Raw genomic sequence first — 22,835 nt, forward strand, 5'->3', positions numbered from 1 at the left:
ATTAAATTTGTAGCTTTGCCGCCGCAAAGTGCAAACGCTGTGCGATTACAGCAAAACAATGATTAAATAGATGAAATACGTACCAAGTTTAAAAACAAAGTATAACGAAGAAATTGTACCGACTTTGATGAAAGAGTTCGGATACAAGTCAGTTATGCAGGCACCCCGGTTGGAGAAGATAGTAATCAATCAGGGCGTAGGTTCCTCGATCCAGGATAAGAAAATCCTTGAATTTTCGGTGAACGAAATTGCAGCGATTACCGGACAGAAACCGGTTACCTGTAAATCAGTGAAAGACGTATCTAATTTTAAATTGCGTAAAGGCATGCCGATCGGCGTTCGGGTTACATTGCGTCAAGAACGTATGTATGAATTCCTGGAAAGACTGATTACTTCAGCTCTGCCGCGTATCCGCGACTTCAAAGGAATCAACAGTAAACTGGACGGAAGAGGCAACTATACATTAGGTCTCGATGAGCAGATCATATTCCCTGAAATTGTGCTCGACAACGTACACAAAATCATGGGTATGAATATAACATTTGTGACTTCGGCTAATACCGACGAAGAAGGTTTTGCTCTTCTGAGAGAATTTGGATTACCATTTAAAAAGAACTAAAACCAGAGAAAATGGCAAAAGAATCAATGAAGGCTCGTGAAGTGAAGCGTGCAAAATTGGTAGAAAAGTACGCAGCAAAACGAGCAAAATTAAAAGCGGAAGGTGATTATGCCGGATTGAGTCTTCTCCCGAAGAATTCCAATCCTATCCGTTTGCACAACAGATGCAAGTTGACCGGCAGACCGAAAGGTTACATGAGACAATTTGGTATCAGTAGAATCCAGTTCCGTGAAATGGCTTCTGCAGGTTTGATACCGGGAGTGAAAAAAGCTAGTTGGTAATATTAAAAATTGAAACGAAGATGACAGATCCAATAGCAGATTATCTTACGCGTTTGAGAAATGCGATAAGTGCCGGTCATAAAGTAGTAGATGTTCCCGGTTCCAAGATGAAACGGGAAATGACCAAAATCCTGAAAGAAAAAGGATATATTTTAAATTACAAGTTCGAAGAAGACGGAGCTAAAAGCAATATCAAGATTGCTCTTAAATATAACCCGGAAACAAAAGTATCAGCGATCAAGTCTTTGGTACGTGTATCTAAACCGGGTTTAAGACGCTACACCAACGTTGAGGAAATGCCTCGTGTATTGAACGGTTTGGGTATAGCCATCTTGTCTACTTCTATGGGATTGATGACTGACAAAGAAGCTCGCCAGAAAAATGTCGGCGGTGAAGTATTGTGTTATGTGTATTAATTTAAAAGAGAAGAAGAGATGTCACGAATAGGAAAATTACCCATTCATATACCACAAGGGGTTACGGTAGCCGTAAGCCCGGATAACACCGTCACAGTAAAGGGCCCGAAAGGAGAACTTTCTCAGAAGGTAAGTACAGACCTTACTGTAACAGTAGAGGATAACAATGTGCATGTAGCACGTCATACTGAAGATAAGGAACATAAATCAATGCATGGATTGTATCGTGCTTTGATTCACAATATGGTAGTAGGTGTTTCTGAAGGTTATACGATTAAACAGGAATTAGTCGGTGTCGGTTACAGAGCAAACGCTGAAGGTAATGTATTGGAATTGGGACTGGGATATTCTCACTCCATTTTCTTACAGTTGCCGGAAGAAGTAAAAGTATCTGCAGTAACAGAGAAACGTGCTAACCCGATTATTACACTGGAAAGTTGTAATAAACAATTAATCGGTCAGGTAGCTGCAAAAATCCGCTCATTCCGTAAGCCGGAACCTTACAAGGGTAAAGGTATCCGCTTCGTAGGTGAACAAGTACGCCGGAAAGCAGGTAAATCAGCTAAAGTTTAATCACCTAAAGTAAGTAAAAGTTATGGCTTTAACTAAGGAAGAAAGAAGATTAAGAATAAAAAGGAGAATTCGTAAGATTGTCTCCGGAACAGCTGAAAGACCGCGTATGAGCGTTTTTCGTTCAAATGCGCAGATTTCTGTTCAGCTGATCGACGATATCGCAGGTAAAACTATTTTAGCTGTGTCTTCATTGAGTAAGGATATTGCCGAGAAAAAAGGAACGAAAATGGAACAAGCTGCCAATGTTGGTGCTGCTGTTGCTGAAAAAGCAAAAACTGCCGGAATTGTAAATGTCGTTTTCGATAGAAACGGTTATTTATACCACGGAAGAGTGAAAGCTTTGGCTGATGCTGCCCGTAACGGAGGTCTTAATTTTTAAAAGTAAGCAGGAATGGAACAGAAAATAAATAATACAGACCTGGAATTGAAAGACAGATTGGTAGCTATTAACCGTGTGACTAAAGTTACTAAGGGAGGTAGAACCTTCAGCTTTGCTGCGATTGTTGTTGTCGGAAACGAAAACGGTATTGTCGGCTGGGGCTTGGGAAAGGCCAATGAAGTAACTACCGCTATTGCAAAAGGCGTTGAAGCTGCTAAGAAAAATCTGATAAAAGTGCCTGTTTTAAAAGGTACGATTCCTCATGAGCAAGTGGCTCGTTTTGGCGGAGCCGAAGTATTTATGAAACCGGCTTCTTCCGGTACCGGTCTTGTGGCCGGAGGTGCTATGCGTGCCGTTCTGGAAAGTGTCGGTGTTCGGGATGTGCTGGCAAAAAGTAAAGGTTCATCGAACCCGCACAACCTGGTGAAAGCAACAATTGCTGCATTGAAAGAAATGAGAGATGCGCGTGCTGTTGCCCGGCAGAGAAATGTCAGCATGGATAAAGTGTTTAATGGTTAATTTGATGAGAGTTATGGCAAAGATTAAGGTTACATTGGTAAAAAGTAAAATCGGTAGCGATAAACGTCAAGTTGGCACTTTAACCGCACTTGGATTGAATAAAATCAGCAGCAGTGCTGTGCATGAAGCTACTCCGCAGATATTGGGAATGGTCGCTAAAGTGGCCCACCTGGTGAAAGTGGAGGAAGTAAAGTAATTGTCAAACTATTTTAACGAAGATAAAATGGATTTAAGTAACTTAAAACCGGCCTGCGGATCCACTCATCACGAAAAGAGAATCGGTCGCGGACAAGGTTCCGGAAAAGGAGGTACTTCTACAAGAGGGCATAAAGGTGCCAAATCAAGATCTGGTTACAAAACCAAGATCGGTTTTGAAGGTGGTCAGATGCCTTTGCAGAGAAGAGTACCGAAATTCGGTTTTAAAAATATAAATAGGATTGAATTCAAAGCCATTAATGTCAGCATGCTTCAGGAATTGGCAGAAAGAGATAATCTGACTGCTATCGATAAGGATCTGCTGGTTAAGGCTGGATTGATATCCAAAAATGATTTGTTGAAGGTCCTGGGTGACGGGGTGCTGAAAGCTAAACTGGAAGTAAAAGCAGATGCTTTTTCTCAGAAAGCGAAAGAAGCCATTGAAGCAGCAGGCGGATCAGCAGTCGTTTTGTAATACAAAACGGAGTTTATAAAGTTCATAAGGTTCATAAAGTTCATAAGGTTGTGGATTTTAACTTTATAAACTTTACAAACTTTATAAACTTTATGAACTATTAATAAGAAAGAACTTATGAAGTTATTTGATACATTAAAGAACATTTGGAAAATTGAAGAACTGAGAACCCGGATTCTCATGACTTTGGGACTGATCGCTGTATATAGATTGGGTACAGAAGTTGTATTGCCGGGTATCGATCCGGCCGGACTTGCTGCCTTAAAAGCACAGACATCAACCGGGGTGCTCGGCTTGTTGGATATGTTTTCCGGAGGAGCGTTTTCGAATGCTTCTGTATTTGCATTGGGTATTATGCCTTATATCTCTGCTTCTATTGTTGTTCAGTTGTTGGGTATTGCAGTACCTTATTTTCAACGAATGCAACGTGAAGGGGAGAGCGGACGGCGTAAAATCAATCAAATTACTCGTTATCTGACTTTGATTATTCTTGTATTACAAGGTTCAGCGTATCTTACCAACTTACATGCACAAATTCCGGAATGGGCATTTGTGATGAAAGGGGCTTTCTTTACAATTTCTTCTGTTCTTATCCTGGCTGCCGGCTCAATGTTTGTTTTGTGGCTGGGTGAAAAGATTACAGATAAAGGTATTGGAAACGGTGTTTCTATCATCATTATGATCGGTATTATTGCCCGCTTGCCTTTTGCATTTGTTGCTGAAGGTTCTTCCAGAGTAACACAGCAGGGGGGTGGTATGGTCGCTTTATTGGTGGAGTTGGTCGTTTTGTTCCTGGTATTCTGCGGTACGATCATGTTGGTACAAGGTACACGTAAAGTACCTGTACAGTATGCAAAACGTGTTGTCGGAAACAAGCAATACGGAGGTGTACGTCAGTATATTCCGTTGAAGATCAATGCTGCCGGTGTAATGCCCATCATTTTCGCCCAGGCGATTATGTTGTTGCCGATTTCCTTTGTGAACTATGCTGCCGCTGATTCTATGTCTGGGTTTGCTGCTGCATTTTCTAACTTTACCGGATTCTGGTATAATTTTACGTTCTTTGTTTTGATTGTTGCATTTACCTATTTCTATACGGCTATCACTGTTAATCCGATGCAAATGTCCGAGGATATGAAGAAAAACGGTGGTTTCATTCCGGGAGTAAAACCGGGTCGTAAAACGATGGAATTCCTGGATACGATTATGTCCCGGATTACATTACCGGGATCTATCTTCCTGGGCATTGTGGCTATTTTGCCCGCATTTGCTGTAATCGCAGGAATTAATAATCAATTCGCTCAATTCTATGGCGGTACTTCCCTGTTGATTCTGGTAGGTGTCGTATTGGATACTTTGCAACAGATCGAATCGCATTTGTTGATGCGTCATTATGACGGATTGATGAAGACCGGACGGATAAAAGGTAAGACACCAGGAGGTCCTGCTGCTTACTGATAAAATATTTGAAGATTCGGAAATTTGAAGATTTGGACTATCCTTTCAAGTCTTCAAATTTTCAAATTTACAAATTAAACAGAGGATTTGTGGGTTGGTATTTTTTTTGTAATTTTGCGGCATGATTTTTTTGAAAAACGCAGAAGAAATTGAGCTGCTTCGGGAAAGCAATCTTTTGGTAGGAAAGACTCTGGGCGAGATGGCTAAGCATATTCGTCCGGGGATTTCAACGTTAGAACTCGACCGTATTGCAGAGGAGTTTATCCGGGATCATGGAGCTGTCCCTGGTTTTCTAGGATACGGTGGTTTCCCGAATACGCTTTGTATTTCTGTAAACGACGCGGTCGTTCATGGAATTCCGGCTGCAGATTGTTTCTTAAAAGAGGGAGATGTCGTATCGATAGATTGTGGAACTTTGATGAACGGATACTACGGAGATAGTGCTTATACCTTTGAAGTAGGAGAAGTGAAAGAAGAAGTACGCAAACTTTTACGGGTTACCAAGGAAGCTTTGTATAAGGGAATTGAAAAGGCTGTTGCCGGCCTGCGTATCGGAGATATCGGTTATGCCGTTCAAAGTTATTGTGAAGAAAACGGCTACTCTGTGGTGCGGGAGTTGGTAGGGCATGGCGTCGGACGGGATATGCACGAAGAACCTCAGGTGCCCAATTATGGAAGAAGAGGCCAGGGGGTGAAGTTGGCAGAGGGGATGGTTATCGCTATAGAGCCGATGATTAATTTGGGAAAACGTTATGTTTTTCAGGATTCCGACGGTTGGACCGTCCGTACCCGCGACCGGATGCCGTCTGCTCATTTCGAGCATACAGTAGCAGTGGGGAAACACGGGGCAGATATCTTATCCTCGTTTGAGTTTGTAGAGAAAGAACTAAGCAGATTGTAAACTGTAGATTTTAGATTGTAAATTCTTCTCATCCGATGAGAAAAGCAATTTAAAATCTGAAATCTAAAATTAAAATAAAGTATGGCAAAACAGCCGTCAATAGAGCAGGATGGAGTAATAACGGAAGCATTGTCGAATGCAATGTTTCGTGTTGAACTAGAAAATGGGCATATTATTACCGCTCATATATCCGGAAAAATGCGGATGCATTATATAAAGATACTCCCCGGGGATCGGGTTCGGGTGGATATGTCTCCGTACGACCTGACAAAAGGAAGGATCACGTTTAGATATAAAAACTAAGGATTTAATTGTAAATTTTAAATTGTAGATCCTTCACCTGTGACAGGGAAAGTGTCTGATGATTTAAAATCTGAAATCTAAAATAAATTGAAAAACCATGAAGGTAAGAGCGTCCATTAAGAAACGTAATGACGATTGCAAGATTGTAAGAAGAAAAGGCGTTTTGTACGTCATTAACAAAAAGAACCCTAAGTTTAAAATGCGTCAGGGTTGATTCATTAATCTAAAATTTTAAAAGATTTATGGCAAGAATCGTAGGTGTAGATTTACCCTCAAACAAAAGAGGTGAAATAGCCTTGACCTATATTTTCGGTATAGGTAGAAGTAGTGCCCGGACCATTCTGAGTAAGGCCGGCATCGATTTTGACACTAAGGTGAAAGACTGGAACGACGATCAGCTCGCAGCTGTACGAAAAGTGATTAATGCAGAGTACAAAGTTGAAGGAGAGTTGAGATCAAGCGTTCAGATGAACATCAAACGACTGATGGATATCGGTTGCTACCGTGGAATCCGTCATCGTATCGGACTGCCCGTAAGAGGACAGAGTACAAAGAACAATGCCCGTACACGTAAGGGTAAGAAGAAAACTGTTGCTAACAAGAAAAAGGCGACTAAATAATTGAATTGAATTATGGCAAAGAAGTCTACATCAAACAGAAAACGGTTAGTTAAAGTAGAAGCCGTTGGACAAGCGCACGTTCATTCGTCTTTTAATAACATCATTATTTCCATCACGAACCAAACAGGACAGGTGATTTCTTGGTCTTCAGCTGGAAAAATGGGTTTTAAAGGTTCGAAGAAAAACACCCCGTATGCCGCACAAATGGCAGCTACCGATTGTGCAAAAGTGGCATTCGATCTCGGAATGAGAAAGGCAAAAGTATATGTTAAAGGACCGGGTAATGGCCGGGAATCAGCTATTCGTGCTATCCACGCAAGTGGTATTGAAGTATCGGAAATTGTTGACGTTACGCCACTGCCGCATAACGGATGTCGTCCTCCGAAAAAACGTAGAGTGTAAAACATAACGTGTAATGTATTTTAAATTTTAAATTGTAAATCTTTAATTCTTGCGACTTATAGCAAGTAGTTTGCAATCTGAAATCTAAAATCTAAAATTTAAAATTGAAATGGCTAGATATACAGGACCTAAGTCTAAAATAGCAAGAAAATTCGGAGAACCGATTTACGGCCCGGATAAGGCTCTGGAGCGGAGAAACTATCCGTCAGGGCAACATGGTTTAGCTCGCCGCCGGAAGAAAATTTCTGAATACGGTGTTCAGTTAAAAGAAAAACAAAAAGCAAAATATACTTACGGTTTATTGGAAAAACAATTCCGTAATTTATTTGAAAAAGCAGAACGTAGTGGAGGTATTACCGGTGAAGTATTACTTCAATTGCTCGAATGCCGTCTGGACAATACGGTATATCGGTTAGGTATTGCACCGACACGTGCTGCTGCCCGTCAGTTAGTGTCTCACCGTCACATTACAGTGAACGGAAAGGTATGTAATATTCCTTCTGCTTCTGTTAAACCGGGTGATATTGTAGCTGTTCGGGAAAAATCCAAAGCTTTGGAAGTGATTGCTGACTCTTTGAGAAGTAACCGCGTTACCAAATTCTCATGGTTGGAATGGGATGCCGTTTCCATGAGCGGCAAATTACTCAATGTTCCGGAAAGAAGCGATATTCCGGAAAATATCAAAGAACAGTTAATCGTAGAATTGTATTCTAAGTAATAAATAAAATATTTATGGCAATATTAGCTTTCCAGAAACCGGACAAAGTAATCATGCTCGAGTCTACAGACAAATTCGGAAAATTCGAATTTCGTCCGCTGGAGCCTGGTTATGGGATCACAATAGGTAATCCGCTACGCAGAATTCTGCTCTCTTCGTTGGAAGGGTTTGCGATTACCGGTATTAAAATTCATGGCGTTGAACATGAGTTTGCTACCATCCCGGGAGTGATCGAGGATGTAACCGAGATTATCCTGAATTTGAAGCAAGTTCGGTTTAAGAGAAAAGTAGAGGATGTGGAGGATGAGAAGCTGACTGTTCTTGTTTCTGGGCAGGAAACTTTTACTGCAGGCGATATCAACCGTTTTCTGACAGGTTTCGAAGTTTTAAATACGGACTTGGTGATCTGTAACATGGATACGAACGTTAATTTCCAAATGGAAATTACAATCCAGAAAGGACGCGGTTATGTGCCCAGTACAGAAAATATGCCGATAGATGCCGAAGCCGGATTTATTCCGATTGATGCAATTTACACCCCGATCAGAAATGTGAAATATGAGATAGAGAACTATCGTGTTGAAGGTAAAACCGACTATGAACGGCTTTTGCTGGAAATTGAAACGGATGGTTCTATTAATCCGACCGATGCTTTGAAGGAAGCAGCGAAAATCCTGATTCACCATTTCATGTTGTTCTCAGATGAAAAGATTACCTTGGAAACTGAAGATAAATATGGAAATGAAGAGTTTGACGAAGAAGTTTTGCATATGCGCCAACTTCTGAAAACCAAGCTTGTGGATATGGATCTTTCCGTACGTGCATTGAATTGCCTGAAAGCTGCCGAGGTTGAAACTTTGGGTGAATTGGTAAAATTCAACAAGAATGATTTGTTGAAATTCCGTAATTTCGGTAAGAAGTCTCTGACCGAGTTGGAAGCCTTGCTCGAAAACAATAACCTTGAGTTCGGTATGGATGTATCTAAGTATAAATTAGACAAGGAATAAGAAAATGAGACATTGTAAGAAATTTAATCATCTCAATAGAACGAGTGCTCATAGAAAAGCATTACTTTCTAACATGGCTGCTTCTCTGATTCTGCATAAAAGAATTTCTACGACTGTTGCTAAGGCGAAAGCGTTGAAAATCTATGTAGAACCTCTGATTACCAAGAGTAAGAACGATAATATGCATTCTCGCCGTGTAGTTTTCAGCTACCTCGGTCAGAAAGAAGCTGTTACTGAATTATTCAAAGAAGTAGCTCCGAAAATTGTAAATCGTCCCGGCGGATATACCCGTGTTCTGAGAACCGGTAATCGCCTCGGTGATAATGCAGAGACCTGTATCATTGAATTAGTGGATTTCAATGCCACATACACTGAAGTTAAACAGGAAGTGAAGAAGACTGCTACACGTCGTCGTCGTTCTTCCGGTGCCAAGAAAGCTGCTGAAACTGCTGAGAAACCGGTGGTTGAAGAAGCTCCGAAGGCCGAAGAAGCTGCTGCTCCTGCAGTAGAAGAGGCTCCGAAAGCAGAATAAGCTTACCCGTGATAATGTAGAAACCGTCTTGCCAACCGGCAAGACGGTTTTTTTATTTTTATCCGAATAATTATAGATATCTTCTATTAATTGATTCTATTTATAGATACGGCTTAATTTGTCCCCTTTTGCTTTTCGTTTTTTGATTGTTTTGTCGTAACTTGTCCCTGAAATTCTACGTTTAATAAAAAAAATCAGAAAATTATGACACATATTGTTGAAATTATCGGGAGAGAAATATTGGATTCCCGGGGAAACCCAACCGTTGAGGTAGACGTTGTTTTAGAATCCGGGGTAATGGGACGGGCTGCAGTACCTTCGGGTGCTTCTACCGGTGAAAATGAAGCTTTGGAATTGAGGGATGGGGATAAGTCCCGGTATATGGGAAAAGGAGTTTTAAAAGCCGTTGAAAATATCAATACCGTTATTTCGGATGCCTTGTTGGGGATGGATGTAATGGATCAGGTCGCAATAGACCGGCTTTTGATCGAATTGGACGGTACGAAGACAAAGTGTAATTTGGGAGCTAATGCTATGTTAGGGGTATCTCTGGCTTGTGCAAAAGCTGCAGCAAATTACCTGGAGATTCCTTTGTATCGGTATATCGGAGGCTGTAATGCCAAAGTTTTGCCTGTGCCGATGATGAATATTATCAATGGAGGTTCGCATTCGGATGCTCCGATTGCTTTTCAGGAATTTATGATCCGTCCGGTAGGAGCTTGTTGTTTTAAAGAAGCTTTACGGATGGGGGCAGAAATATTCCATACTTTAAAGAAAGTATTGCATGACCGCGGTTTGAGTACGGCGGTCGGGGATGAAGGCGGATTCGCCCCTTCTCTCGCCGGAACCGAAGATGCTTTGGATTCGATTGTAAAGGCTATAGAGAAGGCCGGCTATAAACCCGGAAAGGATGTGATGATCGGGTTGGACTGTGCTGCTTCGGAGTTTTATAAAGAAGGCCTGTATGATTATACGAAATTTGAGGGGCCGCAAGGAGCAAAACGTACTTCGGCCGAACAGGTACTTTATCTGGAAGAATTGATTTCTAAATATCCGATTGATTCGATAGAGGACGGCATGTCTGAGAATGACTGGGACGGTTGGGAGATGTTGACGGCAAAGATCGGAGACCGTTGCCAGTTGGTAGGAGATGATTTGTTCGTAACGAATGTCGAGTATTTGCAGAAAGGTATTGAATTGGGATGTGCTAATTCCATCCTGATCAAAGTCAACCAAATCGGAACATTGACAGAGACCCTGGACGCTATTGAAATGGCTCACCGTGCTGGTTATACTACTGTAACATCCCATCGTTCGGGAGAAACTGAAGATGCTACGATTGCAGATATAGCTGTCGCGACGAATTCAGGTCAGATCAAGACGGGTTCTCTGAGCCGTTCGGATCGTATGGCTAAATACAATCAGTTGCTTCGGATTGAAGAGCAGTTAGGAAAAAATGCCGTATTCCACGGAAGAAAATTTTCAAGATAAATGACCGGCTGACTTTTTCAGCCGGATCATAAAAAGGCTTGTTTGGAATAGTAAAGAGTCTGTTCCGGCAAGCTTTTTTTGTGATTTGTTTTTTATTTTTAAAAATACCGGCTTCTTGATCGTCCTTTTCACTTTTTAATTTACCTTTGCAATCAAGGGATGACTTGGAATTATAAACGTCCCATATAATAGATATTTGCATTTATTCTGATAGTGAAATCCGCCAGATTTCAATAAACACAGGAATAAATACAGTTTCGCATTGTGCGTGGACTGTGTTGTACTCATTTGTGTTTAGGCACCTGGCGGAGCCCCACTATAAATGAAACAGCAGGTCCACGTTTTTTGTTAATCGCAGGTAGGAGAATTGCTATTCTGTCAATTACGGAGAAAACGTCGGTTTCCTGTTAAAGAAAGTAAAGGTTGGAATATAACCGTACTTTCAGGATATAGTCATTGATCGTAAAAGGGCTTGGGAGTGGCATTCTTTCCTAATAACACACACAATCACACCTGCTGCTTCCTGCCCTTTTTATAACCATTTTTTTTTCTTAAAAAACAATAGCATAAAAATGGCAATTATAATCATGACACCCCATAGGATGAAGTAGGCTGAATGATGTTGTAGTTCCGGAATATAGTTGAAGTTCATCCCATATACGCCGACGATAAAAGTCAAAGGAATGAATATAGCCGAAAATATCGTCAGAACTTTCATAACATCGTTTACACTATTACTGGTGTTTGTATTGTAAATATTGTGTTGGTCGTTGACCATTGCATAGTAAATTTCGATGGCTTCGAGCGCCTGAGTGATAAGATTTTCCAAATCTTTTAGATAGTTGAATGTGTGGCTATTTATTAGATCGGATTCGGATGTTATAAAACGAGTGATGACTTCTTTGACCGGCCTCACGTTTTTTCGGATAAACGAAAGTTCGGTCTTGTAATGGTAGATGTTTTCAATAAGTTGTTTATTGGAGGTCAGCAGGTCTTTTTCCTGGGCTTCGATGTGTGTACCTAATTTCTCTATATTCAGAATATAGCTGTCTACAAGAGTATCAAGTAATGCATAACATAAGTAGTCGGGTGTGTAAGAACGGATTTTGGATGTTCCTGACTCCAGGCGTTTGTCGATATCTGCAAAATAAGGAGAATCCGTTTCCTGAATTGTAATCACGTAATTTGTTCCTACAATGATGGAAACCTGATCGATTTGGGCTTTATTGAGGTCAGAATGAAAAAACAGTGATTTTAATATGATAAAAATATGTTGATTGTCTTCATCGAATTTAGGGCGTTCGTCTGTGTTTAATATATCTTCCAGAATAAGAGGTGGAATCTGGAAAATTTCTCCCATGTTTTTGATATATTCCGTATTATGCAGCCCATAAAGCGATATCCAGGTTATATGGTCATCAGACAGGTAAGACTTTATATCTGAAAAAAAATCCGGATGCAGGATTTTTAATTCATCTTTATTGTATTGTACTACCCTGATTTTTATGTCCTCCATTTTTTGCCGTCCGATAAAGATCAGAGAACCGGGGGCTGTACCTTTCGATTTTTGTTTGTTTTTTAGGAAGCGGGCCATGAGTATGTATTTTATTAGAATTGTTTAAAGATAATGACTCCATTTTAAATTGTATATCGTAAATAATATTATTTCGATTCAAAAAATCGAAAAGATTTCAGGTTATAGATTGTAACTAAAATTCCTTTTTTGCTGATAATTACGCAAACGTAAGCGGAAAATACTGAAAAAAAGTCGTTTTTTCTTTACCTTCTTTAGAACCGGTCCATTTTATACCCCTCGTAAATGAGATTTTTCACCTGTTTTTGTGTTGATAGTCAATGTGATATCCGTGCGGAAAAATAGTTCATGTTAAACTTGTTTAGTATTTACGATTCGCTACCTTTACCATGTTTTACAACATAAAATAAGCTATCAAAGCATTAAAATTATTTAAAATATCAAACTTACTTTTCAATCATGAGTCAAGAGACAAAAGTTATCGAGAAACACGATGTTGTCATCCGTTTTTCCGGAGACTCGGGAGATGGGATGCAATTAACAGGGCAGCAATTTTCGGATACGGCTGCTTTATTTGGAAATGATGTGGCAACGTTTCCGGACTATCCGGCGGAAATCAGAGCGCCGCAAGGTACTGTCGGGGGTGTCTCCGGTTTTCAGGTACACATCGGGGAAGAGCATATTACTACGCCGGGAGATTACGCCGATGTGCTTGTTGCCATGAATCCGGCTGCTTTGAAAGCTAATTTACGGTGGGTGAAAAAAGCAGCTACCATTATTCTGGATATCGATGCTTTTACAGAAAAGCATATTGAAAGAGCCGGATATACGTCTAATCCATTGGAAGACGGTTCGTTGGCGGACTTTAACCTGATACCGGTGAAAGTAAGTGAGCTTACGGTTGAGGCTTTGAAGGAGACGGGGTTGGATCAAAAGTCTATTCTCCGGTGTAAAAATATGTTTGCCTTGGGAATGATTTATTGGATGTTTGAGGAATCTGTTGAACATACCGAAGCATTTTTTGATATTAAATTCGGTAAAAAGCCTGCGATTGCTTCTGCTAATAAACTTGTGTTGAGAGCCGGTTATAATTACGCAGCGAATGTGCATGCTTTGGCAACTCATTTTAAAGTGGCTCCGGCTACTATTGAAAAAGGGAAATACCGGACGATTACGGGGAATAAAGCTACGGCTTGGGGATTGCTGGCTGCTGCTGAAAAAGCAGGTTTGCCTCTGTTCTGCGGTTCTTATCCGATTACCCCGGCTACGGATATATTACATGAACTGGCTTTACGTCGGGATCTGGGAGCGAAAACTTACCAGGCAGAAGATGAAATTGGAGGAATCTGTACGGCAATCGGTGCCAGCTATGCCGGTAATTTCGCTTGTACAACAACCTCCGGTCCCGGTCTGGCATTGAAATCCGAAGCTTGTGGTCTGGCTGTCATGGCAGAGCTACCTTTGGTTATAGTAGACGTTCAACGCGGAGGTCCTTCAACCGGATTGCCTACGAAAACGGAGCAATCTGACTTGTTACAGGCTTTATACGGACGCAACGGAGAGTCTCCGATGCCCGTGATTGCAGCCAGTACTTCTGCCAATTGTTTTGACTATGCTTTTATCGCCGGTAAAATAGCTTTGGAACACATGACGCCGGTTGTATTGCTGACAGACGGATTTCTGGCAAACGGAGCTCAACCCTGGTTGATACCTTCGATGTCTGAATTACCGGAAATAAAATTACGTTTGGCGAAAGAAGGAGATGATTATAAGCCGTATGCCCGTGATCCGGAGACATTGGCCAGAACCTGGGCATTGCCCGGAACGAAAGGACTGGAGCATCGGATCGGTGGTTTGGAAAAAATGAATATTACCGGTACGATCAGTTATGTTCCGGAGAACCATCAGGTCATGACGGATTTGAGAGAAGAGAAGGTAGAACGTATTGCCAATGATATTCCGAATCAGGAAGTATACGGAAATGCAGAGGGCGGCGAACTGTTGGTAGTAGGATGGGGCGGTACTTACGGTCACTTGTATTCGGCTGTTAAGGAAATGCGTGCTGAAGGTAAAGATGTCAGTCTGGCTCATTTCAATTATATCAATCCGTTGCCTAAAAATACAGCCGATGTATTTTCCCGTTATAAGAAAATCGTGGTATGTGAATTGAATCTCGGACAGTTCGCTAAATATTTGAGAAGTAAATTCCCGCAGTTCAATTATTTGCAAGTCAATAAAGTGGCGGGTTTGCCTTTTACGGTGGTAGAACTGAAAGAGCAGATCAGTAAATTAATTTGAGAAAAGCTAATAGATTAAAAATTTACGATTATTGATTGCATGCATTCCAAGCTTGGCATCAAAAATTAAAAATCAAAGATTGAAATGGACGAATTAAAATATACTCCCAAAGATTTTAAAAGTGACCAGGAAATAAGATGGTGTCCCGGTTGCGGTGATCACGGTATCATAAATTCCGTGCAAAAAGCGATGGCAGAACTCGGCTATCCGAAGGAGTCATGGGCTGTAATATCTGGTATCGGTTGTTCTTCCCGTTTCCCGTATTATATGAACACTTACGGTTTTCATACGATTCACGGACGTGCGGCGGCTATTGCCTGCGGTGCTAAAAATGCGAACCGGAAACTGAATATTTTACAAATATCGGGTGACGGTGATGCTTTGGCTATCGGGGGAAACCATTTTATCCATGCTATCCGGAGAAACGTAGATATTACAATCCTTTTGTTTAATAATGAAATTTACGGTTTGACAAAAGGTCAGTATTCTCCTACCACAAAACTGGGGACAAAAACAAAAACCTCTCCTTACGGAACGATAGAACATCCTTTTAATCCGGGAGAACTTTGCATCGGTGCACAGGGGAAATTCTTTGCCCGGTCGATAGATACGAGTGTTAATCTGACAACGCAAATATTGGATGAAGCTGTAAAACACCGTGGAACATCTGTTGTGGAAGTATTGCAAAATTGTGTCATCTTTGCCGACGGAGCCCATAGTGCAATAACCGATAAGGAGCTGAGAGAAGATCGTCAGATTGTCCTGCGTCATGGTGAGCCGATGATTTTCGGTAAAAATAAAGACAAAGGTTTAGTGCTGGCTAAAAGCGGAGAATTGAAGGTGGTTGAGATCGGTAAAGACGGTATAACTGAAAAGGATATATTGGTACATGATGCCCATAATCCGAATCCGTTCTTACACTGGATGCTGGTGAATATGAAGGCTCCCGAATTTCCCGTAGCTCTTGGAGTTATCCGCGATGTAGAGGCTCATACTTATGATGAAGCCCTTGATCAACAAATCGAAGAGGTGAAAAAGATTTCTAAAATCCGTTGCATGGATGATTTGTTAAATAGCGGAGATACCTGGGAAGTGAAATAACAAATGTGACTGAAGATTATACTATGAAAAAGTGCAAATGTCGAAACATTTGCACTTTTTTATTTTGACGTTTAATTCATTTTACCGGAGATGTACCGGTAGGAAGCAGGGACCGTTTTTAGAATTTATACAGTAATCCGATGTTTCCTCCGATATTCAGCATTTTGTTAAATCCGATATATCCTTTATTACCTAACTCGTCCCGGTCGTAATCCTCTTTGATCTTCGGTACATAATCTCCCCGGATCTTTATATCCAGATCAACGTATTCGGAAAGTTCGATTAAAAGGCCGATATGTGCACCGACTCCCGGAGAAAAACGCCACAAGTTTTCTTTTGCATTGTTTTCAGGGCTGTAAATATCGCTTTGCTTTATGTTGATATTGGTAATGTATGCACCGAAATGTACGCCTAAATAAGGTAATAGCGTACGGTCCCAGGTCGGAATATAAAAAGTCCCCTCCACCAATACCGGAATCAGCCTGTATTTTGTCTCGTGCGTTTGATTGGCTGATTGGACATCCATTTTATCGCTTTGCTTGAAAGCGTGGTAGCCTGTTTCAAAACCGATACCGATCACATCGTTGATGAGATATTTCCCGGATATATTGCCTCCGAACCCGTTTTTCGCTACGTCGCTGAAATCCCCAAGCGGGTAGGTATACTGGGCATTTACTCCCAGGCGGAAGCCACCGTCACGACGATAATATTGGGCTTCACTGAGAATTGAAATCAATACAAAAATGAATAAACAGTATATTGTTTTCATGTTTATTTCTTTTTATAGTTCTAATGTCTTTTCAGTTCTTTCTCCGATGTTTTTCTCCACTTCTGCCAGGCGTTCTTTGGCATATTGATCGTTTTCTTTTACCTCTAAAGCTTTTTGGTAATAAAATTTGGCGATGGCATACGACTTGTCTTTATATGCCTGATCAGCCTTTTCGATCTGCTTTTTGTATTCTTTTTCGATCGTAGCCAGACGTTCGGCTTCAATAAGCTGATCAATTTCGGCGATGTGTTTTTCAATATCGTCTTTGTCGATAGGCAAAATATCTTTGGCTTTTTGATAATAAAATTTAGCGGAAGCATAATTTTTGGCGGCAGCAGCTTTTTCCGCCATTTCTTTATTTTTCTTGTATTCTGTCAGCTTCTGCTGGTATTTTGTCGAATTGACAATACCGTCGATCGCTTTTATCTGGTCCTGCGGGTAGCTTAAGCCGGTATTGAGCTGTACCGCTTCTGTATATCTCGTACGTGCAATGGCATAGTTTTCGCTTTTAAATGCTGCGTCTGCGTCAGTAATAATTTTATTGTATTTGTCCATTAATGCGGCTTTCCTTTGCTCTTCCTGACGACGTTTCTCGGCTTCTGCAGCTATTTGCTGCTCTTGTAATGCGATAGCATTTTCTGTCTTGGTAATCATTTCTTTGGGGTAGGCTTCCGCCGGCTTTATCAGACCGGCTTGCCGGTATCCTTCCAGTGCTTTGTCATATGTCTTACTGGCAAAATGATTGTCGGCCTCGGCGATGATTTTGCCGTATTTGTTGTTGAGTTCTGTTTCGATTCGTTGTTGCTCTGCCTCTTGTTTCCGTATTTCCGCTATACTTTTTAATTGATTCTCCGGGTATTCTTTTTCAAAATTCAAGGCCAGGGCTTCCTTGTATTTTAATTCGGCCTCGTCATAATTTTTTTGTTGCATAGACAGGTCCGCTGTTGCAATAAGTCCTTTGTATTTTTCCTGTAATGCTTTTTGTTCGGCAGCGGCTTTTTCCGCCTGGGCCAGTTGGGTCAATAATTTGTCGATTTCTTCGATTTGCCGGATCGGATAAGATTCTGCACTCTTGATTGTGCGGGCGGCTACATATTTTTCCCGGGCCGGGTTGTAGTTTTGTAGTCGGAACAGGCTGTCCGCACTACTGATTAACAATTGGTAATTGCGTTCGTTTTGTGCTTCGACGGCTTTTCGGGCGGCTTCCAATTCGCTTTCTTTTCGGGCGATCTCGATTTTTTCCTTTATTTCCTGCGCATCTGTTTTTATTTTCAGTGCTTCGCTCCAGGCCTCGATTGCATCCTGCCATTTTTGGGCGGCGAAATGTGCCTGACCTTTGTTACACCACTCGGCAAACAGACGTTCCTTTTCCCGGGCAGCCGCTCCGCGTTGGGCAAGTTCTGTCCGCACCTTTTGTTCTGTCTGTGCAATTTTATCCTTTATCTTGGAAGAATATTCCTTGTCAAAGATGAAATCGTCCAATTCGTGATTGTAGGATAATATAGCGATCGGTTGTTCAAAGATACTCAGATCGACTCCTTCTACCTGAGGCAATAGATTGATGATTAGTTTTACAGGTGGAAAATTCGGGTTGGTTTCTACGATTTCGGGTGGAACATCCGTGTTGATGCTGACAATTTTCGTGATATATCCCGGTTTTTCAAAAGATAGTTTATAATCGGCGTCCCAACCGAATTTAAGGTCGAACTTGCCTTTTTTGGAAATATTTTTTTCCTCGAGTTTCTCGTTGTTTTTATGTATGGTAATGCGGGCTCCTTCGGAACTGTCATCGTCGATGACAATGTAACCGTTAATAACGAGGGACTGGGCAGAAAGAAGATGTGCGCAGAGCAACATCAATAACACAGAGAAATATCTTTTCATGTTTGACACATATTTTGCACAAAGCTAACATATAAGCCAAAAAAAAAGCCCCAAACGGGGCTTTTTTTTAGGTGATGTCTTATTTTTTAAGATTCATTTGCGCTTTTGTAATGTATTTTTCAATATCCCGGGATTCCGGTGCATTGGGAAACTCTTTTTCTATCTGCTCGTAAATTTTCAGAGCAGAAGCGTAGTCTTCCGCTTTTTCGTATGCCAATGCATTTTTCATCAGGAAAATCGGTGTTGAAAAATCATTGACTTTGGAAGCTGTCGCTTTTTTATAGTATTCTGCCGCTTTTTTATAATTACCGAGTTGCATGTATGCATCTCCGATATTGGCAATGGCCATATTGGATAATAACAAGTCATCGGAAGAAAATTTCTCCAGATATTTGATGGCATTGTTGTAGTCTCCGGTATATAAATAGGAAAGACCTGCATAATATTTGGCTAAATTACCGGCAGGAGTAGAGCCGTAATTGTCTGCAATTTCCAGAAAGCCAATTACATTGCCGTCCCCGTTTAAAGCCAGGTTGAAAGAATCTTTCTCGAAATAATTTTGAGCTCCGAATATTTGTTTCGAAGCATCTTCTATACGAGGATGTTTGATAAATTTATTATACCCTAAAAAAGCTGCTATGAGGACGAGTATCACCACGACTGCATTAATCAGTACTTTTTGGTTTGATTCGATAAATTGCTCTCCTCGGGTTAACGCCTCTTCAATGTTCTCGAACTTGTCTTCGTGTTTCTTCTGTTTTGACATGATTATTCTATTTACCGTTATGGGATTCGGAATCTAGCAAAATTCGCAATCCTTCAGATTTGATTAACTTATTTATAACGTGCAAAAGTAGTTTTTTAATTCAAAACAGAAAATGAAAAATTGAATTTATTTTTGTTTTTCTTCTTATATATACAGGATGTTAGCCGTGTGTTTTTTATATCTTTGCAGCGGAAGGGGATTTCAAAAGTGTTTTTTCTTTTCGTTGATTCCTGAGAATATGATTGTAGCTTTTTGAATATCAAATAGAAGCAGGAGGTCTATGACCTTAAAAGAATTAAATATCGTCAATTTTAAAAATATCGGAGAAGCTACTTTGGCTTTCTGTTCCGGTTTCAATTGTTTCATAGGTAACAATGGTGTCGGTAAGACCAATGTGTTGGATGCTATCTACCAGTTGTCTATGTGCAAAAGCTTTTTTAATGTATCGGATTCCCAGAATATCCGGCACGGGGAGCCTTTTTTTGTTTTACAGGGCAAATACGAACGTCAGGAAGGTGAGGATATTGATATTTATTGTGGGGTAAAGCGGGGACAAAAGAAGGTGTTCAGAAAAAATCAGAAGATATATGACAAGTTATCGGAACATATCGGGTTGTTGCCTTTGGTGATGATTTCTCCGGAAGATGTTGCTTTGATTGAAGGGGGCAGCGAAGGAAGACGGCGGTTAATTGACGGGATCATCAGTCAATGTGACCGGGATTATATGTACCGGCTGATCCGTTATAATAAAGCATTGATGCAACGGAATATGCTTCTGAAAAACACGGCAGGCAAAATTCCGGAGGCAGACGTCATAGAAATCTGGGATGAACAATTGGCGGATCATGGAGAAGAAATTCTGAAAAAAAGACGGCAGTTCCTGGATGAATTTAAAGTCGTCTTTCAACAATATTACGAGTTGATCTCTTCGGGAAAAGAAAAAGTAGTTCTTGAATACAATAGTTCCGTTAAGGTGGAGAATGTCTGTGAGGCATTGCGGGAAAACCTGGCGCGGGATGCTGTATTGGGGTATACGACGGTTGGAATTCATCGCGATGATCTGACGATGAAAATCGACGGATACGATGTAAAAAAAATAGGGTCGCAGGGGCAGAAAAAGACATTTTTGATTGCCTTGAAACTGGCGCAGTATGTATGGTTATATCGTATAAGTGGGGTTAAGCCATTGCTTTTGTTGGATGATATTTTTGATAAACTGGATGCCGGACGGGTGCAGCAGATTATTCATCTTGTCGGAGGAGATATTTTCGGACAGGTATTTATTACAGATACCAATCGCGGCCATGTCGATAAAATGTTAATGTCCCAGCATAAAGATTACTCTTTATTCCGGGTAGAAGACGGGATATTTGTTAATTTTGCAGATAACTAAGAGGTTCGGGGAAGATTAGTGTTATATTTGCAAAACCAGATAACAGACTATGATAAGTCAGGGAAAAACGCAAAAATTGGATGAATTGGTCGGCCAGGTGTTGAAGCAATTGGGCTTGGAAAGTAAGCTCAAAGAGTATGAAGTGTCGGAAATCTGGCCGGAAGTCGTCGGTGGAATGATTGCCTCCCGGACAAAAAATATTTATATGACGGAGGGCAAGTTGTTTGTATCGTTTACTTCTGCTGTCGTTCGGAATGAAATTATGATGGTAAAAGAAGGGGTAATCGCAGCATTAAATACACGATTAGGCGAAAACGTGGTGAAAGAAATGATTATTAAGTGAGAGAATAGGATCGGTCGGGTATGGAGACATTAAGAACAATGCTATGAATTTAATTGAAACGAGTGATTTATTGAAGGCATCTGATGGGTTGAACCGGTTCGGGGGAAGTTTAGTCGCTCGCATGGTAATGTACATCATGCGGTTGAATAAAATAAATAAGTTATATTCAGATGTATATGATGAAGATCCGAATGCATTTCTGGATCGGTTGATTGAGGCTCTGGGGGTAACGATTGAAATTAATGAAGAAGATTTTCAGAAAATACCTGCAGACGGAGCCTTTATTACAATTTCCAATCATCCTTTCGGTGGGCTTGACGGTATTATTCTGATTAAATTGTTGAGTAAGGTACGGCCGGATTATAAAGTGATGGCTAATTTCTTATTAAAGAAAATAGTACCGATTAAAGATTACTTTTTGGGGGTTAATCCTTTTGAAAATCGCAAGAGTATATCGAGTACCGGAGGAATAAAGGAAGCCTTGCGGCACCTGTCAGAAGGAAAACCTTTGGGTTTGTTTCCTGCCGGAGAAGTGTCTGCCTATCAGGCTGATTCAAATAATGTTGAAGATAAAGAATGGGGGCCTTCCGTATTGAAACTGATAAAGAAGGCGAATGTACCCGTTATCCCTATTTATTTTAAAGGCTCTAACAGTTTGCTGTTCCATATGCTGGGCTTGATTCATCCCATGTTGAGAACTGTGAAGCTGCCTTCTGAGTTGCTGAATAAAAAGAATCGGATTATAAAATTGAGAATCGGAAATCCGATTACTGTGGAAACCCAGAATTCTTTTACGGATATTGTACAATACGGTAAATTTTTGCGGGCTAAAACCTATTTGTTGGGTTCTTCTTTGGAAGTGAAAGATTTTTTCTTGAAGTCTCCGAAAGCGGAACCGAAAGCGGAGCCGATAGCTGTTGCTGCGGAAGTCGCTGTACTGAAAAAGGAAATACAGGATATTGCAGAAGATTATCTTCTGTTCAATATGAAAAATTATAGTGTATATTGTGCGCCTTCGATAAAAATCCCCAATATCTTAAACGAAATAGGACGTCTTCGGGAAGTTACTTTCCGCGCAGTGGGAGAGGGTACAAACCGGAGTATCGATCTGGATGAGTTTGATCTTTATTATTTTCATTTGTTTATATGGGATAATGATGCGGATAAAATTGTCGGTGCTTACCGGGTGGGTAAAGGCAAAGAAATTATCGATCGTTATGGAATTAAAGGATTTTATATCAATACGCTTTTTAAAATAAAAAAAGCGATGTTACCGGTATTATACGAGTCGATAGAATTAGGACGTTCGTTTATTGTTGAAGACTATCAGCGTAGACCCTTACCTTTGTTTTTGTTATGGAAAGGAATTTTATATTTTCTGATTAAAAATCCGGAATACCGTTACTTAATAGGTCCTGTAACAATTAGTGGGAAATATACGGACGTTTCGAAAGAATTGATCATGAAATTTATTATCCGGAATCATTATAACAATGAATTGGCACGCTATATCTCTCCTCGTTGTAAATACCGGGTGGAGACAAAGGATCCGGATGTGGATGTTATGTTGGATGCTTCTCAGAACAATATCACCGTTTTGGATAAGATGATCGGCGATATAGAGCCTTCCAGCGATAAATTACCGATTTTGTTAAAGAAATATATTTCGCTGAATGCCCGTATTGTCGGTTTTAATATCGATCCGAAATTTAATATGTGTTTAGATGGCTTATTGATTTTGGATTTGTTCGACGTACCGATGAATACGATTGAATCTTTATCGAAAGAGATAAATGATGATACGATTTTAAGTCGTTTTTCATCCGATAATGTAGAATTATAATGAGTTAAAATTAGG

At 40.6% G+C, this 22,835-nt stretch carries 27 protein-coding genes; 23 read left to right on the forward strand and 4 right to left on the reverse strand.

Annotated elements, in window-relative coordinates:
- Positions 1 to 70 precede the first annotated feature (70 nt).
- From rplE to eno, 18 genes are all read left to right on the forward strand, one after another.
- On the forward strand, positions 71 to 619 hold the full coding sequence (gene rplE, locus BN8908_RS15745) for a 50S ribosomal protein L5 (RefSeq protein WP_021987960.1): 549 nt from the start codon (positions 71 to 73) through the stop codon (positions 617 to 619).
- Between the two features lie 11 nt (positions 620 to 630).
- A complete protein-coding gene (gene rpsN / locus BN8908_RS15750; RefSeq protein WP_021987961.1) occupies positions 631 to 900 on the forward strand; it encodes a 30S ribosomal protein S14 in 270 nt (89 codons plus the stop codon).
- 20 nt (positions 901 to 920) lie between these two features.
- On the forward strand, positions 921 to 1,316 hold the full coding sequence (gene rpsH / locus BN8908_RS15755; protein ID WP_021987962.1) for a 30S ribosomal protein S8: 396 nt from the start codon (positions 921 to 923) through the stop codon (positions 1,314 to 1,316).
- Between the two features lie 18 nt (positions 1,317 to 1,334).
- Positions 1,335 to 1,889 (forward strand): 50S ribosomal protein L6, encoded by a 555-nt coding sequence (rplF, locus tag BN8908_RS15760; protein ID WP_021987963.1) that lies wholly within the window; start codon positions 1,335 to 1,337, stop codon positions 1,887 to 1,889.
- A gap of 22 nt (positions 1,890 to 1,911) precedes the next feature.
- On the forward strand, positions 1,912 to 2,268 hold the full coding sequence (gene rplR / locus BN8908_RS15765) for a 50S ribosomal protein L18 (protein WP_021987964.1): 357 nt from the start codon (positions 1,912 to 1,914) through the stop codon (positions 2,266 to 2,268).
- 12 nt (positions 2,269 to 2,280) lie between these two features.
- Positions 2,281 to 2,787: a 30S ribosomal protein S5 gene (gene rpsE, locus BN8908_RS15770; protein ID WP_021987965.1), complete on the forward strand. Its 507-nt coding sequence runs from the start codon at positions 2,281 to 2,283 to the stop codon at positions 2,785 to 2,787.
- 13 nt (positions 2,788 to 2,800) lie between these two features.
- Complete coding sequence (gene rpmD, locus BN8908_RS15775; RefSeq protein WP_068692375.1) at positions 2,801 to 2,983, forward strand: 50S ribosomal protein L30; 183 nt, start codon at positions 2,801 to 2,803, stop codon at positions 2,981 to 2,983.
- Positions 2,984 to 3,010: 27 nt separating this feature from the next.
- The gene (rplO, locus tag BN8908_RS15780) at positions 3,011 to 3,457 is read left to right on the forward strand and encodes a 50S ribosomal protein L15 (RefSeq protein WP_021987967.1); all 447 of its coding nucleotides are present in this window, start codon (positions 3,011 to 3,013) and stop codon (positions 3,455 to 3,457) included.
- A gap of 117 nt (positions 3,458 to 3,574) precedes the next feature.
- On the forward strand, positions 3,575 to 4,915 hold the full coding sequence (secY, locus tag BN8908_RS15785) for a preprotein translocase subunit SecY (protein WP_021987968.1): 1,341 nt from the start codon (positions 3,575 to 3,577) through the stop codon (positions 4,913 to 4,915).
- Positions 4,916 to 5,036: 121 nt separating this feature from the next.
- Positions 5,037 to 5,816, forward strand: coding sequence for a type I methionyl aminopeptidase (gene map, locus BN8908_RS15790; RefSeq protein WP_021987969.1), 780 nt, complete (start codon positions 5,037 to 5,039; stop codon positions 5,814 to 5,816).
- Between the two features lie 81 nt (positions 5,817 to 5,897).
- Complete coding sequence (gene infA / locus BN8908_RS15795; protein WP_009137817.1) at positions 5,898 to 6,119, forward strand: translation initiation factor IF-1; 222 nt, start codon at positions 5,898 to 5,900, stop codon at positions 6,117 to 6,119.
- Positions 6,120 to 6,216: 97 nt separating this feature from the next.
- Complete coding sequence (gene rpmJ, locus BN8908_RS15800) at positions 6,217 to 6,333, forward strand: 50S ribosomal protein L36 (RefSeq protein WP_013612500.1); 117 nt, start codon at positions 6,217 to 6,219, stop codon at positions 6,331 to 6,333.
- Between the two features lie 28 nt (positions 6,334 to 6,361).
- Complete coding sequence (rpsM, locus tag BN8908_RS15805) at positions 6,362 to 6,739, forward strand: 30S ribosomal protein S13 (protein ID WP_068691575.1); 378 nt, start codon at positions 6,362 to 6,364, stop codon at positions 6,737 to 6,739.
- Between the two features lie 12 nt (positions 6,740 to 6,751).
- A complete protein-coding gene (gene rpsK, locus BN8908_RS15810) occupies positions 6,752 to 7,141 on the forward strand; it encodes a 30S ribosomal protein S11 (protein WP_021987971.1) in 390 nt (129 codons plus the stop codon).
- 109 nt (positions 7,142 to 7,250) lie between these two features.
- Positions 7,251 to 7,859 carry a 30S ribosomal protein S4 gene (gene rpsD, locus BN8908_RS15815; RefSeq protein WP_021987972.1) on the forward strand — a complete coding sequence of 203 codons (609 nt, stop codon included), beginning with the start codon at positions 7,251 to 7,253 and terminating at the stop codon, positions 7,857 to 7,859.
- Positions 7,860 to 7,873: 14 nt separating this feature from the next.
- Complete coding sequence (locus tag BN8908_RS15820) at positions 7,874 to 8,866, forward strand: DNA-directed RNA polymerase subunit alpha (RefSeq protein WP_021987973.1); 993 nt, start codon at positions 7,874 to 7,876, stop codon at positions 8,864 to 8,866.
- A 4-nt stretch (positions 8,867 to 8,870) separates the two neighbouring features.
- Complete coding sequence (gene rplQ / locus BN8908_RS15825) at positions 8,871 to 9,398, forward strand: 50S ribosomal protein L17 (protein WP_021987974.1); 528 nt, start codon at positions 8,871 to 8,873, stop codon at positions 9,396 to 9,398.
- Positions 9,399 to 9,602: 204 nt separating this feature from the next.
- Positions 9,603 to 10,889: a phosphopyruvate hydratase gene (eno, locus tag BN8908_RS15830; protein WP_021987975.1), complete on the forward strand. Its 1,287-nt coding sequence runs from the start codon at positions 9,603 to 9,605 to the stop codon at positions 10,887 to 10,889.
- A gap of 532 nt (positions 10,890 to 11,421) precedes the next feature.
- Here eno and corA read toward each other — a convergent pair.
- A complete protein-coding gene (gene corA / locus BN8908_RS15835; protein WP_021987976.1) occupies positions 11,422 to 12,483 on the reverse strand; it encodes a magnesium/cobalt transporter CorA in 1,062 nt (353 codons plus the stop codon).
- Positions 12,484 to 12,882: 399 nt separating this feature from the next.
- On the opposite strand from corA, the gene BN8908_RS15840 reads away from it, so the two are divergent.
- On the forward strand, positions 12,883 to 14,721 hold the full coding sequence (locus BN8908_RS15840) for a 2-oxoacid:acceptor oxidoreductase subunit alpha (RefSeq protein WP_068691577.1): 1,839 nt from the start codon (positions 12,883 to 12,885) through the stop codon (positions 14,719 to 14,721).
- An 84-nt stretch (positions 14,722 to 14,805) separates the two neighbouring features.
- Positions 14,806 to 15,822 carry a 2-oxoacid:ferredoxin oxidoreductase subunit beta gene (locus BN8908_RS15845; protein WP_021987978.1) on the forward strand — a complete coding sequence of 339 codons (1,017 nt, stop codon included), beginning with the start codon at positions 14,806 to 14,808 and terminating at the stop codon, positions 15,820 to 15,822.
- A gap of 118 nt (positions 15,823 to 15,940) precedes the next feature.
- Here BN8908_RS15845 and BN8908_RS15850 read toward each other — a convergent pair whose 3' ends face one another.
- The 3 genes from BN8908_RS15850 to BN8908_RS15860 form a co-directional block, all read right to left on the reverse strand.
- A complete protein-coding gene (locus BN8908_RS15850; RefSeq protein ID WP_021987979.1) occupies positions 15,941 to 16,591 on the reverse strand; it encodes an outer membrane beta-barrel protein in 651 nt (216 codons plus the stop codon).
- 12 nt (positions 16,592 to 16,603) lie between these two features.
- Positions 16,604 to 18,475 (reverse strand): hypothetical protein, encoded by a 1,872-nt coding sequence (locus tag BN8908_RS15855; protein WP_148453384.1) that lies wholly within the window; start codon positions 18,473 to 18,475, stop codon positions 16,604 to 16,606.
- 79 nt (positions 18,476 to 18,554) lie between these two features.
- Positions 18,555 to 19,241: a tetratricopeptide repeat protein gene (locus BN8908_RS15860; protein WP_021987981.1), complete on the reverse strand. Its 687-nt coding sequence runs from the start codon at positions 19,239 to 19,241 to the stop codon at positions 18,555 to 18,557.
- Positions 19,242 to 19,521: 280 nt separating this feature from the next.
- On the opposite strand from BN8908_RS15860, the gene recF reads away from it, so the two are divergent.
- Genes recF through BN8908_RS15875 form a run of 3 tightly spaced genes read left to right on the forward strand, consistent with a single transcriptional unit; the run spans position 19,522 to position 22,820 of the window.
- Positions 19,522 to 20,634 (forward strand): DNA replication/repair protein RecF, encoded by a 1,113-nt coding sequence (recF, locus tag BN8908_RS15865; RefSeq protein ID WP_021987982.1) that lies wholly within the window; start codon positions 19,522 to 19,524, stop codon positions 20,632 to 20,634.
- 49 nt (positions 20,635 to 20,683) lie between these two features.
- Positions 20,684 to 20,977, forward strand: coding sequence for a DciA family protein (locus BN8908_RS15870; RefSeq protein WP_021987983.1), 294 nt, complete (start codon positions 20,684 to 20,686; stop codon positions 20,975 to 20,977).
- Between the two features lie 43 nt (positions 20,978 to 21,020).
- Positions 21,021 to 22,820 carry a lysophospholipid acyltransferase family protein gene (locus BN8908_RS15875; protein WP_021987984.1) on the forward strand — a complete coding sequence of 600 codons (1,800 nt, stop codon included), beginning with the start codon at positions 21,021 to 21,023 and terminating at the stop codon, positions 22,818 to 22,820.
- Positions 22,821 to 22,835 lie beyond the last annotated feature (15 nt).

This window comes from Culturomica massiliensis (genome assembly GCF_900091655.1).
GTDB lineage: Bacteria > Bacteroidota > Bacteroidia > Bacteroidales > Marinifilaceae > Culturomica > Culturomica massiliensis.

Coding starts and splice junctions, on each gene's coding strand:
- BN8908_RS15850 (WP_021987979.1), bottom strand. CDS start 16,591: ATGAAAACAATATACTGTTTATTCATTTTTGTATTGATTTCAATTCTC.
- rplR (WP_021987964.1), top strand. CDS start 1,912: ATGGCTTTAACTAAGGAAGAAAGAAGATTAAGAATAAAAAGGAGAATT.
- rpsH (WP_021987962.1), top strand. CDS start 921: ATGACAGATCCAATAGCAGATTATCTTACGCGTTTGAGAAATGCGATA.
- BN8908_RS15855 (WP_148453384.1), bottom strand. CDS start 18,475: ATGAAAAGATATTTCTCTGTGTTATTGATGTTGCTCTGCGCACATCTT.
- BN8908_RS15840 (WP_068691577.1), top strand. CDS start 12,883: ATGAGTCAAGAGACAAAAGTTATCGAGAAACACGATGTTGTCATCCGT.
- rplF (WP_021987963.1), top strand. CDS start 1,335: ATGTCACGAATAGGAAAATTACCCATTCATATACCACAAGGGGTTACG.
- rpmD (WP_068692375.1), top strand. CDS start 2,801: ATGGCAAAGATTAAGGTTACATTGGTAAAAAGTAAAATCGGTAGCGAT.
- rpsE (WP_021987965.1), top strand. CDS start 2,281: ATGGAACAGAAAATAAATAATACAGACCTGGAATTGAAAGACAGATTG.
- BN8908_RS15860 (WP_021987981.1), bottom strand. CDS start 19,241: ATGTCAAAACAGAAGAAACACGAAGACAAGTTCGAGAACATTGAAGAG.
- rpsD (WP_021987972.1), top strand. CDS start 7,251: ATGGCTAGATATACAGGACCTAAGTCTAAAATAGCAAGAAAATTCGGA.
- recF (WP_021987982.1), top strand. CDS start 19,522: ATGACCTTAAAAGAATTAAATATCGTCAATTTTAAAAATATCGGAGAA.
- corA (WP_021987976.1), bottom strand. CDS start 12,483: ATGGCCCGCTTCCTAAAAAACAAACAAAAATCGAAAGGTACAGCCCCC.
- BN8908_RS15870 (WP_021987983.1), top strand. CDS start 20,684: ATGATAAGTCAGGGAAAAACGCAAAAATTGGATGAATTGGTCGGCCAG.
- map (WP_021987969.1), top strand. CDS start 5,037: ATGATTTTTTTGAAAAACGCAGAAGAAATTGAGCTGCTTCGGGAAAGC.
- rpsK (WP_021987971.1), top strand. CDS start 6,752: ATGGCAAAGAAGTCTACATCAAACAGAAAACGGTTAGTTAAAGTAGAA.
- secY (WP_021987968.1), top strand. CDS start 3,575: ATGAAGTTATTTGATACATTAAAGAACATTTGGAAAATTGAAGAACTG.
- infA (WP_009137817.1), top strand. CDS start 5,898: ATGGCAAAACAGCCGTCAATAGAGCAGGATGGAGTAATAACGGAAGCA.
- rpmJ (WP_013612500.1), top strand. CDS start 6,217: ATGAAGGTAAGAGCGTCCATTAAGAAACGTAATGACGATTGCAAGATT.
- rplQ (WP_021987974.1), top strand. CDS start 8,871: ATGAGACATTGTAAGAAATTTAATCATCTCAATAGAACGAGTGCTCAT.
- rplO (WP_021987967.1), top strand. CDS start 3,011: ATGGATTTAAGTAACTTAAAACCGGCCTGCGGATCCACTCATCACGAA.
- BN8908_RS15820 (WP_021987973.1), top strand. CDS start 7,874: ATGGCAATATTAGCTTTCCAGAAACCGGACAAAGTAATCATGCTCGAG.
- eno (WP_021987975.1), top strand. CDS start 9,603: ATGACACATATTGTTGAAATTATCGGGAGAGAAATATTGGATTCCCGG.
- rpsM (WP_068691575.1), top strand. CDS start 6,362: ATGGCAAGAATCGTAGGTGTAGATTTACCCTCAAACAAAAGAGGTGAA.
- rplE (WP_021987960.1), top strand. CDS start 71: ATGAAATACGTACCAAGTTTAAAAACAAAGTATAACGAAGAAATTGTA.
- BN8908_RS15875 (WP_021987984.1), top strand. CDS start 21,021: ATGAATTTAATTGAAACGAGTGATTTATTGAAGGCATCTGATGGGTTG.
- BN8908_RS15845 (WP_021987978.1), top strand. CDS start 14,806: ATGGACGAATTAAAATATACTCCCAAAGATTTTAAAAGTGACCAGGAA.
- rpsN (WP_021987961.1), top strand. CDS start 631: ATGGCAAAAGAATCAATGAAGGCTCGTGAAGTGAAGCGTGCAAAATTG.